General features: G+C 70.4%; 16 protein-coding genes and 1 riboswitch. Of the genes, 1 reads left to right on the plus strand and 15 read right to left on the minus strand.

Going from position 1 to position 15049, the window contains the following annotated elements:
* Positions 1 to 44: 44 nt before the first annotated feature.
* From AB0K73_RS10995 to sdhC, 15 genes are all read right to left on the minus strand, one after another.
* Positions 45 to 401, minus strand: coding sequence for a hypothetical protein (locus AB0K73_RS10995; protein ID WP_360512633.1), 357 nt, complete (start codon positions 399 to 401; stop codon positions 45 to 47).
* Between the two features lie 86 nt (positions 402 to 487).
* The gene (gene ribH, locus AB0K73_RS11000) at positions 488 to 958 is read right to left on the minus strand and encodes a 6,7-dimethyl-8-ribityllumazine synthase (RefSeq protein ID WP_360512631.1); all 471 of its coding nucleotides are present in this window, start codon (positions 956 to 958) and stop codon (positions 488 to 490) included.
* Complete coding sequence (gene ribA, locus AB0K73_RS11005) at positions 955 to 2256, minus strand: GTP cyclohydrolase II (protein WP_360512629.1); 1302 nt, start codon at positions 2254 to 2256, stop codon at positions 955 to 957. The genes ribH and ribA overlap by 4 nt, the downstream gene beginning before the upstream one ends.
* Positions 2253 to 2918, minus strand: a complete 666-nt coding sequence (locus tag AB0K73_RS11010) for a riboflavin synthase (RefSeq protein ID WP_360512627.1) — start codon at positions 2916 to 2918, stop codon at positions 2253 to 2255. The genes ribA and AB0K73_RS11010 overlap by 4 nt, the downstream gene beginning before the upstream one ends.
* 1 nt (position 2919) lies before the next feature.
* Positions 2920 to 3978, minus strand: coding sequence for a bifunctional diaminohydroxyphosphoribosylaminopyrimidine deaminase/5-amino-6-(5-phosphoribosylamino)uracil reductase RibD (ribD, locus tag AB0K73_RS11015; RefSeq protein WP_360512625.1), 1059 nt, complete (start codon positions 3976 to 3978; stop codon positions 2920 to 2922).
* 89 nt (positions 3979 to 4067) lie between these two features.
* Positions 4068 to 4213: riboswitch (FMN riboswitch) on the minus strand.
* 93 nt (positions 4214 to 4306) lie between these two features.
* Positions 4307 to 5494 carry a hypothetical protein gene (locus AB0K73_RS11020; RefSeq protein ID WP_360512623.1) on the minus strand — a complete coding sequence of 396 codons (1188 nt, stop codon included), beginning with the start codon at positions 5492 to 5494 and terminating at the stop codon, positions 4307 to 4309.
* Positions 5495 to 5795: 301 nt separating this feature from the next.
* Entirely contained in the window at positions 5796 to 6554 is a 759-nt protein-coding gene (locus AB0K73_RS11025) for an HAD family hydrolase (RefSeq protein WP_360512620.1), read from the minus strand.
* Positions 6551 to 7129: a GNAT family N-acetyltransferase gene (locus AB0K73_RS11030; RefSeq protein ID WP_360512618.1), complete on the minus strand. Its 579-nt coding sequence runs from the start codon at positions 7127 to 7129 to the stop codon at positions 6551 to 6553. Before AB0K73_RS11030 ends, AB0K73_RS11025 begins: the two co-directional genes overlap by 4 nt.
* A gap of 2 nt (positions 7130 to 7131) precedes the next feature.
* Positions 7132 to 8145: a tryptophan--tRNA ligase gene (trpS, locus tag AB0K73_RS11035; protein ID WP_360512616.1), complete on the minus strand. Its 1014-nt coding sequence runs from the start codon at positions 8143 to 8145 to the stop codon at positions 7132 to 7134.
* 28 nt (positions 8146 to 8173) lie between these two features.
* Complete coding sequence (locus tag AB0K73_RS11040; protein WP_360512614.1) at positions 8174 to 9013, minus strand: exodeoxyribonuclease III; 840 nt, start codon at positions 9011 to 9013, stop codon at positions 8174 to 8176.
* A 10-nt stretch (positions 9014 to 9023) separates the two neighbouring features.
* On the minus strand, positions 9024 to 10184 hold the full coding sequence (locus AB0K73_RS11045) for a YihY/virulence factor BrkB family protein (protein ID WP_360512612.1): 1161 nt from the start codon (positions 10182 to 10184) through the stop codon (positions 9024 to 9026).
* A gap of 75 nt (positions 10185 to 10259) precedes the next feature.
* The gene (locus tag AB0K73_RS11050) at positions 10260 to 11018 is read right to left on the minus strand and encodes a succinate dehydrogenase iron-sulfur subunit (RefSeq protein WP_360512610.1); all 759 of its coding nucleotides are present in this window, start codon (positions 11016 to 11018) and stop codon (positions 10260 to 10262) included.
* 1 nt (position 11019) lies between these two features.
* On the minus strand, positions 11020 to 12819 hold the full coding sequence (gene sdhA, locus AB0K73_RS11055; protein WP_360513016.1) for a succinate dehydrogenase flavoprotein subunit: 1800 nt from the start codon (positions 12817 to 12819) through the stop codon (positions 11020 to 11022).
* Positions 12820 to 12835: 16 nt separating this feature from the next.
* A complete protein-coding gene (locus AB0K73_RS11060) occupies positions 12836 to 13279 on the minus strand; it encodes a succinate dehydrogenase hydrophobic membrane anchor subunit (protein WP_360512608.1) in 444 nt (147 codons plus the stop codon).
* Positions 13280 to 13292: 13 nt separating this feature from the next.
* Entirely contained in the window at positions 13293 to 13715 is a 423-nt protein-coding gene (gene sdhC / locus AB0K73_RS11065) for a succinate dehydrogenase, cytochrome b556 subunit (RefSeq protein ID WP_360512606.1), read from the minus strand.
* Positions 13716 to 13922: 207 nt separating this feature from the next.
* On the opposite strand from sdhC, the gene AB0K73_RS11070 reads away from it, so the two are divergent.
* On the plus strand, positions 13923 to 15047 hold the full coding sequence (locus AB0K73_RS11070) for a mannose-1-phosphate guanylyltransferase (protein ID WP_360512604.1): 1125 nt from the start codon (positions 13923 to 13925) through the stop codon (positions 15045 to 15047).
* Positions 15048 to 15049 lie beyond the last annotated feature (2 nt).

Here is a 15049-nt window from a genome sequence, read left to right on the forward strand (position 1 = left end):
ATGCCGCAGCCGCAGCATCCGCCCCGTGCGATGAGCGGCCGGGATCAGCGCCAGGCAACCGCCACCACGACGTTGACGAGCGTGAGCGCGCCGACGGCCCACAGCGCCCAGCTCGGGGCCGGGTTCTTCTTGCGGTACACGAAGACGAGCACGGTGATGATGATCGCGATGACGAGCTTGACCGTGATCTTCCAGTTGTCCACGTCGTAGAGATCGCCCATCTCGATGGTCGCCACGAGCAGCAGGCCGGTGATCAGCTGGGTGAGCGCTCCATCGATCATGGCCCGCACCACGGTGCCCTTGCCCTGCCCGATCGCCTTCACCTGGACGAGGAATCCGCCGAGCAGCATGGAGAGGCCGACGAAGTGCAGGATGACGAGGATGATGCGGAGGATGTCCATGGCACGAGCCTAGGAGTCGGGCCCCTGCCGGCGCCACCTGAGCACCGCGGTTCCGGCGGAAGCCAATCGAAAGACGGATGCCGCGGTCAGCGTGAGAGGGCGCGGATGGCGCGCACGGTCGCGATCGCGGCCTCGGCAGCCTCGCGCCCCTTGTCCTCCTTGGAGCCGGGGAGACCGGCTCGGTCGAGTCCCTGCTGCTCATCGTCGAGGGTGAGCACGCCGAACCCGACGGGCTTGCCGGTGTCGAGTGCCACCCGCGTGAGCCCGTCGGTCGCGGCCGAGGACACGTACTCGAAGTGCGGCGTTCCGCCACGGATGATGACCCCGAGGGCCACCACCGCGTCGGCGCCGAGGTCGAGCGCGGCCTTGGCGACCACGGGCAGCTCGAAGCTGCCGGGTACTCGCACGAGGTCGAAGTCGGCACCGGATGCCTCGAGGGTGCGTGTCGCTCCGGCGATGAGCCCGTTCGTGATCTCGTCGTGCCAGCTGCCGGCCACGATCACGACCCTGAGGCCGCGTCCGTCCACATCGAGTTCGGGGGAGCCCTGTCCGCTCATGATGCGTGTCCCTTCAGGAGTGCTTCGGCCGCGGCATCCGTCAGCTGCCGGTCATCGATCGTGTGGCCCATGCGGTGCCGCTTGGTGTCGAGGTACCCGGCATTGCCCGCGCCGACGCCGACGACGAGCGGCAGGCGTTCCGTCACGCGGATGCCTCGCGCCTCGAGCTGGCGCACCTTCTCGGGGTTGTTGGTGAGCAGGCGCACCCGCGTGATGCCGAGGTCCGCGAGGATCGCGGTCGCGGCGCCGTAATCACGCGCGTCGATGGGCAGTCCCAGCGCGAGGTTGGCGTCGAGGGTGTCGAGGCCGTCCTCCTGCAGGCGGTAGGCGCGGAGCTTGTTGATGAGGCCGATGCCCCGGCCCTCGTGGCCGCGCAGGTACACCACGACGCCGCCGCGGTCCTCGATCGCCTCGAGCGCGGCGTCGAGCTGCGGGCCGCACTCGCATTTCAGCGAGCCGAACGCCTCACCCGTCAGGCACTCCGAGTGCACGCGCACGATGGCGCCATCGGGGTCGAGCGACGGCTCGCCCGAGATGATCGCCACGTGGTCGGCGCCGGTGGAGCGGTCGCGGTAGGCGCGCACGCGGAAGACGCCGTGGTCGGTGGGCAGCGAGGTCTCGACCTCGAACGCGACGCGCGACGACTCGGGCACGGCGATGCGCTCGCCGGACTCGAGGCTCTGGCCGGCGTGCCACTCGTTCATCCACTCGATGAGGGCCGCGACCGTCGTGACGGGCAGCCCGTCACGTGCCCCGAGCTCGATGAGGCCGGGCAGGCGCATCATGTCGCCGTCGTCCTGCACGAGTTCGCCGATCACGGCGACCGGCTCGAGGCCGGCCAGGCGCATGAGGTCGACAGCGGCCTCGGTGTGGCCCGCGCGCTCGCGCACGCCGCCCTCGACCGCGCGGAGCGGGATCACGTGGCCGGGTCGGATCAGCTGCTCGGGCGTGGATGCGGGATCGGCGAGCACGCGCAGCGTGTGGGCGCGGTCGGCGGCGCTGATGCCGGTGGACACCCGGTCGGCCGCGTCGACCGAGATCGTGTAGGCAGTGCCGCGCACGTCCTCATTGCGCTCGACCATGGGCGGCAGCTCGAGCCGGTCGGCGACCGAGTTCGGCATCGGCGCGCAGAGGAACCCGCTCGTGTGGCGGATCATCCACGCGAGCCACTCCTGGGTGGCGAACTCGGCGGCCATGATCGCGTCGCCCTCGTTCTCACGTGCCTCGTCGTCGGCGACGATCACGGGCTTGCCCGCTCGCAGCGCGTCGAGCACGTCGGGGATGCTGGAGAGACTCATGCACGGCTCCCGGTCGGAATTGCGGCCGGTTCGGCGAGCGACGACGGCAGCGAACGGTGCGCGTCGAGTCGGAGCATCCGCTCGACGTGACGCGCGAGGATGTCGGTCTCGATGTTCACCGAGTCGCCGACCTCGAGACGACCGAGCGTCGTGGCCTGGAGCGTCTCGGGGATGAGCGACACCTCGAACCACGAACCGTCGGCCTCGTCGCCGAGGGCGCTGACCGTGAGCGACACGCCATCGACCGTGATCGAGCCCTTGTCGACGACGAGCGGGGCGTGCGCCTCGTCGAGCGTGAAGCGGATGACCCGCCAGGCGTCGCCCGGGCGTACGTCGAGCACGCGCGACGTGCCGTCGATGTGTCCCTGCACGATGTGCCCGCCGAGGCGGTCGCCGACGAGCGCCGCGCGCTCGAGGTTCACCGGCCGGCCTTCGCTGACCTCGTCGAGGGTCGACATCGCGAGGGTCTGCGCCATGATGTCGGCGGTGAACGACTCGTCGTCGAAGTCCACGACGGTCAGGCACACCCCCGAGACGGCGATGGAGTCGCCGTGCCGGACGCCCTGGACGGCCTTCGGCCCACGCACGGTGAGGCGCGCGGCATCCGCGCTCCGCTCGACGCGCGTGATCGTGCCGAGCTCCTCGATGATTCCGGTGAACATGTCAGTTCCCTTCCTTGACGCTGTGTGGCCCTCTCGAGGCCGGGTGGGCGACGACGAGCAGGTCGTCGCCGAGCCGCTCGACGGCGGCGAAGTCGAAGTGGAGGGCCTCGGCGATGGCCGAGATGCCGAGGTCGCCGACGGCGACGCGTGGGCCGCCGAGCAGCATCGGCGCGAGGTAGACGAGCACCTCGTCGACGAGCCCGGCCGCGAGGAAGGCGCTCGCGAGCGTCGGACCGCCTTCGACGAAGAGCGAGCGGATGCCGCGCCGCTGCAGTTCGTGCAGGTCGTGCACGAGGTCGGCACCCTCGAGCGCGACGGGGGCGATGGGATGCCGGGTGAGCGCGGCGCCGTCGGGGATCGGCCGCCGTCCGAACACCACGGGCACGGGTTGCGCGTCGAGGAGTTCGCCGGTCGCCGAGCGGGCGGTGAGCGAGGGGTCGTCGGCGAGCAGCGTGCCGGTGCCCACGGCGATCGCGTCGACCGCGGCGCGGCGGCGGTGCACGTCGGCGCGGGCGGCGGGCCCCGTGATCCACTGGCTGGAGCCGTCGGATGCCGCGGCGCGCCCATCGAGGCTCGCCGCCCACTTGACGGTCACGTGCGGCCGGCGGTGCCGCGCGGCGAAGAGCCAGTCGTCGAGGAATGCCTCGGACTCGTCGACGAGCACGCCGGCGACGACCTCGATCCCGGCCGCGCGCAGCCGGTCGGCACCGCCCGCGGAGTAGTCGCCTGGGTCGGCTACGGCGTAGACCACGCGCGCGATGCCCGCGTCGATGAGCGCGACGGCGCACGGCCCGGTGCGTCCGGTGTGGTTGCAGGGCTCGAGCGTCACGATCGCGGTGGCGCCCTCGGCAGCGCCGGGCGCGAGCCTGGAGAGCGCGTCGACCTCGGCGTGCGCCGTTCCGGCGCCGCGATGCCATCCCTCGGCGAGCACGTCGCCGTGCGGCGAGACGATGACACAGCCGACGCGCGGGTTCACGCCCTTCGCCGGTCCGCGGGTGGCGAGCTCGAGGGCACGGCGCATCGCGGCGACATCCGCCATCGTGTGCTCGCCGGTGATCATCCTCAGTGCCGTTCTCTCAGGCTCCGGGGATGTCGGGTGATGCCACGGTGCCGAAACACCCATGGCGTCGGCGACGCACTGCGCCGCCGACACGTGCCGCCTCCCATCCGGACTTTCACCGTCGGTACCGGAATTCCACCGGTTCAACCGTTCGCCCGAGACCTTTCGGCCTCGCGCTCGCGGCTCGCGGACTGTCACCGCCGGTTCGGAATTACACCGACCCCGGAGCACGTTGTCGTGTCGATTCTATGACAACGCGAGAGCGGGTCGGGTATTCCCCGGTCACGTCGGCCGTCATGAGGGGGTCATGAGACGGCCGACGGATGCCTCAGCGGCACCCCGCGGCGGCGTCGACCTGCGCGTCCGACGGCCGCCCGTACGCCTCGATGCCTGCACCGGGAAGGTCGTAGCCCATGCCGATGGCCCACGCGGTCGCCCACATCTCGTGGTCGCCGCCGAACGGCTCGGCCGTGAAGATGGCGTAGCACTCGTCGCGGAGCACCTGGGTGTGGCCGACCTCGTGCACCACCACGGCCTTCGCGTTCTCGTCGGCGTGCCACTCGCGCTCGATGCTCTCGGTGAGCGAGATGCGGCCCCAGCCGTCGTCGTCGTCGGGCATGAACTCCGCAGTTCCCGAGTACCATTCGTCGCTCGAGAGCCCGGCGACTTCGTAGGCCCAGACGAACTCGAGTTCGACGCCGGCCGCGATCGATCGCGCGAACGCCTCGATCTCGGCACGCAGCGGATGCTCCAGCCGGCGCGCCTCCTCGGCGGCGTGCGACGCGCGCACCTGTTCGATGGCCGCCACCGTGGCCGTGAACGCGCCCGCCGAATCCTTGGGATGCCCCCACGCGCCGCCCGACTGGTCGATCGCATGCCGCAGGTCCATGCGCGCGACGTGGCTCGCCGACGGATGGTCGGCGAGCGCCTGCTCACCGCTGGCCGCGAGGGCGGCGAAGAGCGCTTCCCGTGCGTCGACGGCTGAGGCCCGGGCGGCCGAGAGCTCGCTGCTCGCCGAGTCGAGCTCGACCACCTCGCCGTCACGGAGCTCACGCACCTCGAGCAGTCGTGCGGCGTCGGCGTAGCGGTCCCAGGGCGCCCCGGCGTGCTCGTCGGGCTCGACGATGCCGAGTCGAGGGGTGAGCTCCGCGTCGGGCGCGCGCTCGAGGGTCGACGCAAGGGCGTCCGAGGCATCCGTCAGCGAGGCGAGCGCAATGGGGTCGGCGTCGGCCGGTGCGGCCACCAGTTCGAGTTCCTCGACCTGCGTGCTCGCGAGCTCGGCACGCTCGAGGAGGGCGGCGTAGTCGTCGGCGGTATCGGTGGCGACGGCCTGCACCGCGGCGTACTCGGCGTGGGCGCGCTCGTAGGCCCACGACGAGAGCGCATGCTGCACGAGCGCGCCGAGCGTGACCGAGACGAGCCCGACCGTGAGGATCAGCAGCACGACCGGCCAGACCGGCGGCTTCCGTGGTGCCCCGACCGGTGCCTCCATCGGTGCGTCGACCACTGCCGTCATCCCATCCGCCCTCACTGCTCTTCGGCCACTCGCGTCGATCTCACGCTAGCGGGCGCGCGGCCCCGCCGGATCTCGATCTGGTCACGCGATCGGGTCACGCGATGAATCCCATGATCGGGTCGGCGATCGGGTCGCGCCTCGGCGAGGGCGCGGGCGGTGCCGTCGTCGACGACGAGGTCGGTGATGAGTCGCACGGCAGGTACGGTTGGACGACGGGTCGGGCGCATGGGGGTGCGTCCGGCCCGTTCTGCTGCGCGGCGACCGTTCGGGGCTGCGCTGTGTCGTCACCGCGCCGAGTCGCTCAGCGGAAGTGCGAGCCGAGCAGGTCGGGGAGCTCTGCGAGGCCGCTCACCTCGATCACTCCCGCGGCTCGGGCCGCCGCCGCCTCCTCGTCCGGCGGTGTCTCACCTCGCCGGTTCAGCCAGACGCCCACGAGGCCCGCGCTCGCGGCGCCGATGGCGTCGGTGTGCAACCGGTCGCCGACGTAGGCCGCGGCCGAGACCGGTGCCGTCGCGCTGAACCGATCGACGGCGAACCGGAAGATCGCGGGGTCGGGCTTGGTGACGCCCACGGCCCCGGATGCGATGACGTGCTCGACACGACCGCCGAGCGCGAGTCGCGCGATCTTCGCCGACTGGTAGTCGAGCTCGCCGTTCGTGATGATGCCGAAGCGCACGCCCGGAAAGCGGGCGGCGAGCGCGTCGAGCGTGGGGGCGACATCGTCGTGCAGGGCCCACGATTCGCGGTATCGCTCGAAGTACTCCGCGAACCACCGGCTCGCGCCGTGCTCGTCGAGCTCCTCGCCGTAGAACCGGGCGAACGCGGCCGCCCGCGCCCGCCGCTGGCCCTCGAACGTCAGCGCGCCGTCGAGGTAGGCGAGGTAGTGCTCCTCCTCGAGTTCGTGCCACCGCCGGGCGGCCGCGGTCTCGTCGCCGCGGTAGTCGCGGGCGCGCATGTGCAGCATGATGCCGGCGGCGACCGCCTCTCGGTGCGCCATCAGGGTGTCGTCGAGGTCGAAGAGCACCACGGGCGTCGCGTCGTGCCACGCATGCTCGCTCACGCGGCGGCCCCGAGCAGTGCGTCCCAGCTGGCGCGGGCCCTCGGATCGACGGATGCCTCGCGCACCGCGTACCACGCCGGAAGCGTCGTGCCGTCTCGCCTCGGAACGGTGGCGTGCTCGGGCTGGATGCGCCGGAACCCCGCCGCTCGTGCGACCCGCGCGGACGCCACGTTGCCCTCGACCGCACGCCAGAACACCGTCTCGGCACCGGGGATCCCGCCCGCGAGCGTCCACTCCGCGACGGCCGTCGCAGCCTCGCTCATGAGCCCGGCGCCGCGATGCTCGGCACCGATCCAGAAGCCGAGCTCGTGCTGGATGTCGCGCACGCTGATCACGCCCAGGAGCGGCGCACCCGTGTCGCGACGGAGCGCCCAGGTGAGCTCGCTGCCGTTCGCCCACGACGCGGGCACGTGCTCGCCGAGGAAGGCGTCGGCATCGGCGCGGGTGTACGGCCACGGGGTCGTGAGGTACTGCTCGAAGAGCGGATCCTGGCAGTGGTGCGTGACGAGCTCGGCGTCGCCCGGCACCGGCACGTCGAGCATGAGCCGTTCCGTGCGGATGACGACCGGGATCATGGTCAGCCCCGGCGAACGAAGCCGACGCGTTCGTAGACGGTTCGGAGCATCCGCTCGGCTCGCTCGGCCGCACGCTCGGCGCCGATCGCGAGCAGGCGGTCGAGCTCGGCCGGGTCCTCCATGAGTTCGAGCGTGCGGGCGCGGATCGGGGCGACCCGGTCGACGACCGCGTCGGACACGTCCTTCTTGAAGTCGCCGTAGCCGCGACCCTCGTACTCGGTCTCGAGCTCGGTGATCGGACGCCCGGTGATCGCGGCGAGGATGTCGAGGAGGTTCGAGATGCCGGGCTTCTCGGCCGGGTCGTAGCGCACCTCACGCCCCGTGTCGGTGACGGCGCTGCGGAACTTCTTCGCGGTGACCGCAGGGTCGTCGAGGAGCTTCACGAGACCGGTCTCGGAGACCGCGGACTTCGACATCTTCGCAGTGGGGTCCTGCAGGTCGTAGATGCGAGCCGACTCCTTCGGGATGAGCGCCTCGGGCACGACGAAGGTGTCGCCGAAGCGCGCGTTGAAGCGCTGTGCCAGGTCGCGGGTGAGTTCGAGGTGCTGGCGCTGGTCGTCGCCGACCGGTACGAGCTGCGTGCCGTAGAGCAGGATGTCGGCCGCCATGAGCACCGGGTAGGTGAAGAGGCCCACCGTGGTGCCCTCGGTGCCCTGCTTGGCCGACTTGTCCTTGAACTGGGTCATGCGGCTCGCCTCGCCGAAGCCCGTGATCGTACCGAGCACCCAGGCGAGCTCGGTGTGCGCCGGAACGTGGGACTGCACGAACAGCGTGGATCGCTCGAGGTCGACGCCGGCGGCCAGGTACTGCGCAGCCGTGCGTCGCGTGGCCTCGTGCAGGGCCTTCGGGTCCTGGGCGACCGTGATGGCATGCAGGTCGACGACGCAGTAGATGGGGTCGGCCTCGTCTTGGAGCGCGACCCAGTTCACGAGCGCGCCGAGGTAGTTGCCGAGGTGGAGCGAGTCGCCCGAGGGCTGCATGCCCGAGAACACGGTGGGGCGGGTTGAAGTGTCCATGCGGTGGGAGTCCTTGTCAGCGGGGGAGTCAGATGGCGTAGTCGACGACCACGGGGGCGTGGTCGGACCATCGCGTGTCGTAGGTGGCGGCGCGGTCGACCGAGTAGTCGACGACGGTCTCGGCCAGCTTCGGCGTCGCGAGCTGGTAGTCGATGCGCCACCCGGTGTCGTTGTCGAACGCCTTGCCGCGCCAGGACCACCACGCGTACGGCCCGTCGACCTCACCCGCGAACCGCCGGCCGACGTCGACCCAGCCGAGGCCGGCACCCCGGTTGTACTCGGGGTCGTCTTCGGCGCCGACGAAGCGATCGAAGTACGCGCGTTCGTCGGGCAGGAACCCGGCGCGCTTCACGTTGCCCTTCCAGTTGCGGATGTCGAGCGTGCGGTGGCCGACGTTGAGGTCGCCGACCACGAGGGCGAGCTCGGACTGGGCTGCCAGATCGGGCAGCCGCGCCTCCATGGCATCGAGGAACCGGTACTTCTCGACCTGCTTCTGGGTGTCGGCCTCGCCGGAGTGCACGTAAGCGCTCACCACGGTGACCACTCGGTCGCCGACCTCGTAGTCGGCCTCGAGCCAGCGGCCCGCCGTGTCGAAGTCGGCGGCGCCGAACTCGACGCGGTGGATGCTCGCCCGGTTGCGGCTCGCGATGGCCACGCCCGCGCGGCCCTTCGCCGTGGCCGGGTCGTGCAGGATGTCCCAGTCCTCGCCGAGCAACGACTGCAGGTCTTCGGTGGAGGCCCGTACCTCCTGCATGGCGAGGATGTCGACGTCGCGGCCCGCGACCCAATCACCCATGCCCCGGCGGAATGCGGCGCGCACTCCGTTCACGTTGACGGTGGCGACACGGAGGGGTTTCGCGGGGGGCATGCCTTCGATCCTAAGGGAGCCCTCCGACGTCGCCCGGCCTCGGCGGAGCGGCGACGGATGCCTCGGCGCGGGCGAGTTCCTCCTCGGCCCGGGCCAACCGTCGTCGCGCCGGCATCCGCTCGATCCAGCTCGCGGCGGCGAGCGCACGTCGCGCCTCGCGCACCCGGACTCGCGCCGCCGTGACGAGCGCGCGCCGCTCCCGCTCCCGCTCCTCGGCGAGGAGCTGCTCGGCGGTCACGTGCCGGAGCGTCTCCTGGTTGTCGGCCGCCTCCACGGCGATCCAGCTCGCGGCCACGAGCATGACGATGCTCGTGAGCCGGAACCACAGGAGGAGCGCGATGAAGACCGTGAACGTCGCCAGCAGCGGGTTTCCGCTCGCGCCCGACACGACATAGCCGCTCACGAGCTGCAGCACCGAGATGGCGGCCGAGCCCAGGAGCGAACCCGCCCACATCCGGCGCCAGGGCATCGAGGCCCCCGAGAGGAATCGGAACAGCACCGCGAGGGCGAGGGTGTCGATCACGAAGACGACGACGAGGGCTCCGGCCTGCAGGAGGCCGCTCGACCAGCCGCGATCGCCGGCCAGGCCGAGCAGGCCGAGCATCCACCCGAACAGCGACGTCGCGACGACCGAGAGCACCGTGGCCGCGAGCACGATCCCGCCGAACGCGAGGCCCGCGAGGAAGTCGCGTGCCTTGAGGTAGACGTAGGCGCGGGTGTCCTTCGGGAGGCCGAAGATGCTGCGCACCGCCATCCGCGTGTACGTGATCCACGCGATCGCCGTCCAGATCAGGCCGCCGAGGGCGACCGCCCCGGTCCATCCGAAGAGGCTGGTGCTGCTGGAGGTGATCTCGACGAGCTCGTCGGTCGAGATGACGCCCTCCTCGCCGATGAGGCCGGGGGCGTACGTATTGAGGAGCAGGACGAACGCCTGGAGCGTCTCCCGGCTGCCGGTGAGCCAGATGCCCGCGACGGCGAACGCCACGTAGACCGCCGCGAAGATGGCGAACAGCGCCTGGTAGCTCATGCCGGCCGAGAGGAGGAAGCCGTTCCGCGCGAGGAAGTGGCGCCACACCCGCACCGGGAAAAGCGCCATGGTGCGCTGGGTGAGCGTGGTCACCGTGCTGATCGGCTCCTCGAGTCGGTCGCGGATCCGTTGGCGCTCGCTCACGGCCCAAGACTAGCGAGGCCGCAGGCAGTGCCCGCGGCCTCGCTCGCTGAGGGGTCGACGTATCTGGGTTCGCCGCTACGGCTTGCCGCGCATGATCGCCTGCTTGACCTCGGCGATCGCCTTCGTCACCTCAATGCCGCGCGGGCACGCCTCGGTGCAGTTGAAGGTCGTGCGGCAGCGCCACACGCCCTCCTTGTCGTTGAGGATGTCGAGCCGCACATTCGCGGCGTCGTCGCGGTCGTCGAAGATGAACCGGTGCGCGTTCACGATCGCCGCGGGGCCGAAATACTGGCCGTCGGTCCAGAACACGGGGCACGACGACGTGCATGCCGCGCACAGAATGCACTTCGTGGTGTCGTCGAAGATCTCGCGCTTGGCGATCGACTGCACCCGCTCCTTGCCGGCCTCGGGCTGCGAGTTCGCGATCAGGAACGGCTGCACCTCGCGGTAGCTCGCGAAGAACGGCTCCATGTCGACGACGAGGTCCTTCTCGAGCGGCAGGCCCTTGATCGCCTCGACGTAGATGGGCTTCGAGATGTCGAGGTCCTTGATGAGCGTCTTGCAGGCCAGACGATTGCGGCCGTTGATGCGCATGGCGTCGGAGCCGCAGATGCCGTGCGCGCACGAACGGCGGAACGTGAGCGAGCCGTCCTGCTCCCACTTGATCTTGTGCAGGGCGTCGAGCACGCGGTCGGTGGCGAACATCTCGACGTCGAAGTCCTGCCAGCGCGGCTCGGTGTCGACATCGGGATCGAACCGGCGGATCAGGAAGGTGACGGTGAACGACTGCAGCGCGGCATCCGTCGACTGGGCCTCGAGCGTGGCGGTGGACACGTCAGTACTTCCTTTCCATCGGCTGGTACCGGGTGATGGTCACGGGTTTCCAGTCGAGCCGGATGTGATCATCGGCGAGCGAGGAGTGCGGGTCACCCGACAGGTAGGCCATGGTGTGCTGCATGTACTGCTCGTCGTCGCGGTTCGGGAAGTCGTCGCGCATGTGGCCGCCGCGGCTCTCCTTGCGGTTGCGTGCGGAGAACACGACCACCTCGGCGAGGTCGAGCAGGAACCCGAGCTCGACGGCCTCGAGCAGGTCGGTGTTGAAGCGCTTGCCCTTGTCCTGCACTGCGACGTTGCGGTACCGCTCGCGGAGGCCCGCGATGACCTCGGTGACATGGGCGAGGGACTCGTCGGTGCGGAACACCTGCGCGTTCTTGTCCATCTCGTCCTGCAGCTCCTTGCGGATCGCGGCGATCCGCTCGGTGCCGTTGGAGTCGCGGAGTTCGTCGAGCATCCGGCGCACAGCGGCGGCCGGATCGGCGGGCAGCGGCGTGAAGTCGACGCCCTTGACGTACTCGACGGCGTTGCGGCCGGCGCGCTTGCCGAAGACGTTGATGTCGAGCAGCGAGTTCGTGCCGAGGCGGTTCGAGCCGTGCACCGAGACGCAGGCGCACTCGCCGGCGGCGTAGAGGCCGGGAACGACCGTCGTGTTGTCGCGGAGCACCTCGGCGGCCACGTTGGTCGGGATGCCGCCCATGGCGTAGTGCGCGGTCGGCATGACGGGCACCGGCTCGTACACCGGGTCGACGCCGAGGTAGGTGCGCGCGAACTCCGTGATGTCGGGCAGCTTCGTCTCGAGCACCTCGGCGCCGAGGTGGGTGCAGTCGAGGAGCACGTAGTCCTTGTGGGGGCCGGCGCCGCGGCCCTCGGCGACCTCCTGCACCATGCAGCGTGCGACGATGTCGCGAGGCGCGAGGTCCTTGATGGTCGGCGCGTACCGCTCCATGAAGCGCTCGCCGCTCGCGTTGCGCAGAATCGCGCCCTCGCCGCGGGCGCCCTCGGTGAGCAGGATTCCGAGACCGGCCAGGCCGGTCGGGTGGAACTGGAAGAACTCCATGTCCTCGAGCGGCAGGCCCTTGCGCCAGATGATGCCGACGCCATCGCCCGTGAGGGTGTGCGCATTCGAGGTGGTCTTGAAGATCTTGCCGAAGCCGCCGGTGGCGAAGATGATGGCCTTCGCCTGGAAGACGTGCAGCTCACCGGTGGCGAGCTCGTAGGCGACGATGCCCGACGGCTGCTGGACGCCGTTCACCTCGGTCATCACGAGGTCGAGCGCGTAGAACTCGTTGTAGAACTCGATGCCGAGCTTCACACAGTTCTGGAACAGGGTCTGCAGGATCATGTGGCCCGTGCGGTCGGCGGCATAGCACGCCCGGCGAACGGGCGCCTTGCCGTGGTCGCGCGTGTGGCCGCCGAAACGGCGCTGGTCGATCTTGCCCTCGGGCGTTCGGTTGAACGGCAGGCCCATGTTCTCGAGGTCGATGACCGCGTCGATGGCCTCCTTGGCGAGGATCTCGGCCGCGTCCTGGTCGACGAGGTAGTCGCCGCCCTTCACGGTGTCGAAGGTGTGCCACTCCCAGCTGTCCTCCTCGACGTTCGCGAGGGCGGCGGCCATGCCGCCCTGTGCCGCGCCCGTGTGGGACCGCGTCGGGTAGAGCTTCGAGATGACGGCCGTGCGCGCACCGGGACCCGCTTCGATGGCGGCCCGCATGCCGGCGCCCCCGGCGCCCACGATGACGATGTCGAACTGGTGGTAGTGGACACCGTCGACGACCTTCGTCTCGACGGGGGCGCTCACTGGATTCACGGTTCTCCTAGGCGGTGCAGAACGAGGGAAGCAGGTCGGCGGGGGCGCCTGTGGGGCAGGGGTCGAAGGTGAAGACCACGAGCGTGCCGAGCACGATGAGCACCGCCGCGGCGGCGAAGAGCGCGCCCTTCAGCACCTTCTGCACGAGGCCGGGGTTGGTGTAGTCGTTGACGAGCGTCCGCATGCCGTTGGCGCCGTGGATGAGCGCGAGCCAGAGCATCAGCACGTCCCACCACTGCCAGAACGGGTCGGCCCACTTGCCGCCGACGAACCCGAAGTCGATCGCCTTGATGCCGTCGCCGACCATGAGGTTCACGAACAGGTGGCCGAAGATCAGCACGATGAGCACGACGCCGGAGGCGCGCATGTAGATCCAGCCCCACTTCTCCCAGTTCACGCCCCGCTTGCGGGCGGGGCGGGTCGGGGTGCGAGGCGCTTCGATGGCAGTCATGTCGCGGGCCTCCTCAGTGGCTGAAGACGTTGATCAGGTGGCGCGGCGTGAAGGCCAGCATCGTGATGACCCAGAGGGCGATGACGATGTAGAACAGCACGCGCTGGTGACGCGTCGCCCACGACCAGAAGTCGACGAGGATGATGCGCAGACCGTTGAAGGCGTGGAACACGATCGCGCCGACGAGGGCGACCTCGCCGAGGCCCATGATGGGCGTCTGGTAGGCGCCGATGACGGCGTTGTACGCCTCGGGGCTCACCCGCACGAGGGCCGTGTCGAGCACGTGCACGAGGAGGAAGAAGAAGATCGCGACACCGGTGATGCGGTGCAGCACCCACGACCACATGCCCTCACGGCCGCGATACAGCGTGCCGCCCGGCTTCTGCTTCGCCGGCTTCGCGGCTGTGGTCAGGGTTCCTGCCGAGTTCTCTGGCATGAACAACCCTCCCTGGCTGTGTGAGATGGCCCGTGACATGCGGGCGCGACGGGGCGGAAGCCCGGTCCTGAGTCTAGCCCGGCGCCGGGAATGCCGTCGTGTCGTCGGCCCCCGTTCTCTCGACGTCGAGATATCTCGGTTCCGGATGCCGCGAGCCCGTGCACACCGTCCGATCCGATCCACGGCGTGGCCGCTATTCTCGAACGCATGTCCGACGCACCCCTCCCGATCGACGATTTCTACGCGGTCATCCCGGCCGGCGGCGTCGGCTCCCGGCTCTGGCCGCTCTCTCGCGCCGACGCGCCGAAGTTCCTGCACGACCTCACCGGATCGGGGCAGACCCTCCTCAAGGACACGTGGGATCGTCTCGCACCCATCGCGGGCGAGCAGCGCATCATGGTGGTGACCGGGCGCGCCCACCGGGCGGCGGTCGAGAAGCAGCTGCCCGCACTCACCGATGCCAACATCGTGCTCGAGTCCGAGCCGCGCGACTCCACCGCCGCGATCGGCCTCGCCGCCGCCATCCTCGAGCGGCGCGAGCCGGGCGTGGTGATCGGCTCGTTCGCCGCCGACCACGTGATCTCGGGCGAGACGCTGTTCCGCTCGGCGGTCCGCGACGCCGTCGCCGCCGCGCGCGCCGGGTACATCACGACGATCGGCATCACGCCCACCGAGCCCGCCGTCGGCTTCGGCTACATCGAGTGCGGCGGGCCGGTCGACGTTCCCGGCGCCAAGGTGGTCGAGCGGGTGGCGAACTTCGTCGAGAAGCCCGACCTCGACACGGCGAGGGGATACCTCGAGGGCGGACGCCACCTCTGGAACGCCGGCATGTTCATCGCGAAGGCCTCCACCCTGCTCGACGAGCTCGCGCGCACGAAGCCCGAGCTGCACGCCGGCCTGATCGAGCTCGCCGCGGCCTGGGACGACCCCGATGCCCGCGGTCCCGCGGTCGACCGCATCTGGCCGAAGCTCGAGAAGATCGCCATCGACTACTCGGTCGCCGAGCCCGCCGCGGCCGAGGGCCGGCTCGCCGTCGTGCGCGGTCATTTCCAGTGGGACGACGTGGGCGACTTCGCGTCGCTCGCCAAGCTCGCCACCGCGGGCCGCTCGGGGGAGCTCGCGATCCTCGGCGAGCACGCCCGCGTTCTCGCCGACGCCTCCAGCGGCATCGTGGTGAGCCGGTCGAATCGCGTGATCAGCCTGATCGGCGTGCACGATATCGTCGTGGTGGACACGCCCGACGCGCTCCTCGTCACCACGAGCGAGCACGCCCAGCGGGTCAAGGCGGTCGTCGACGCCCTCCGGCTCGGCGGATCGAACGACGTGCTCTAGCA

Source organism: Agromyces sp. NPDC052230 (genome assembly GCF_040679595.1).
Classification (GTDB): domain Bacteria; phylum Actinomycetota; class Actinomycetes; order Actinomycetales; family Microbacteriaceae; genus Agromyces.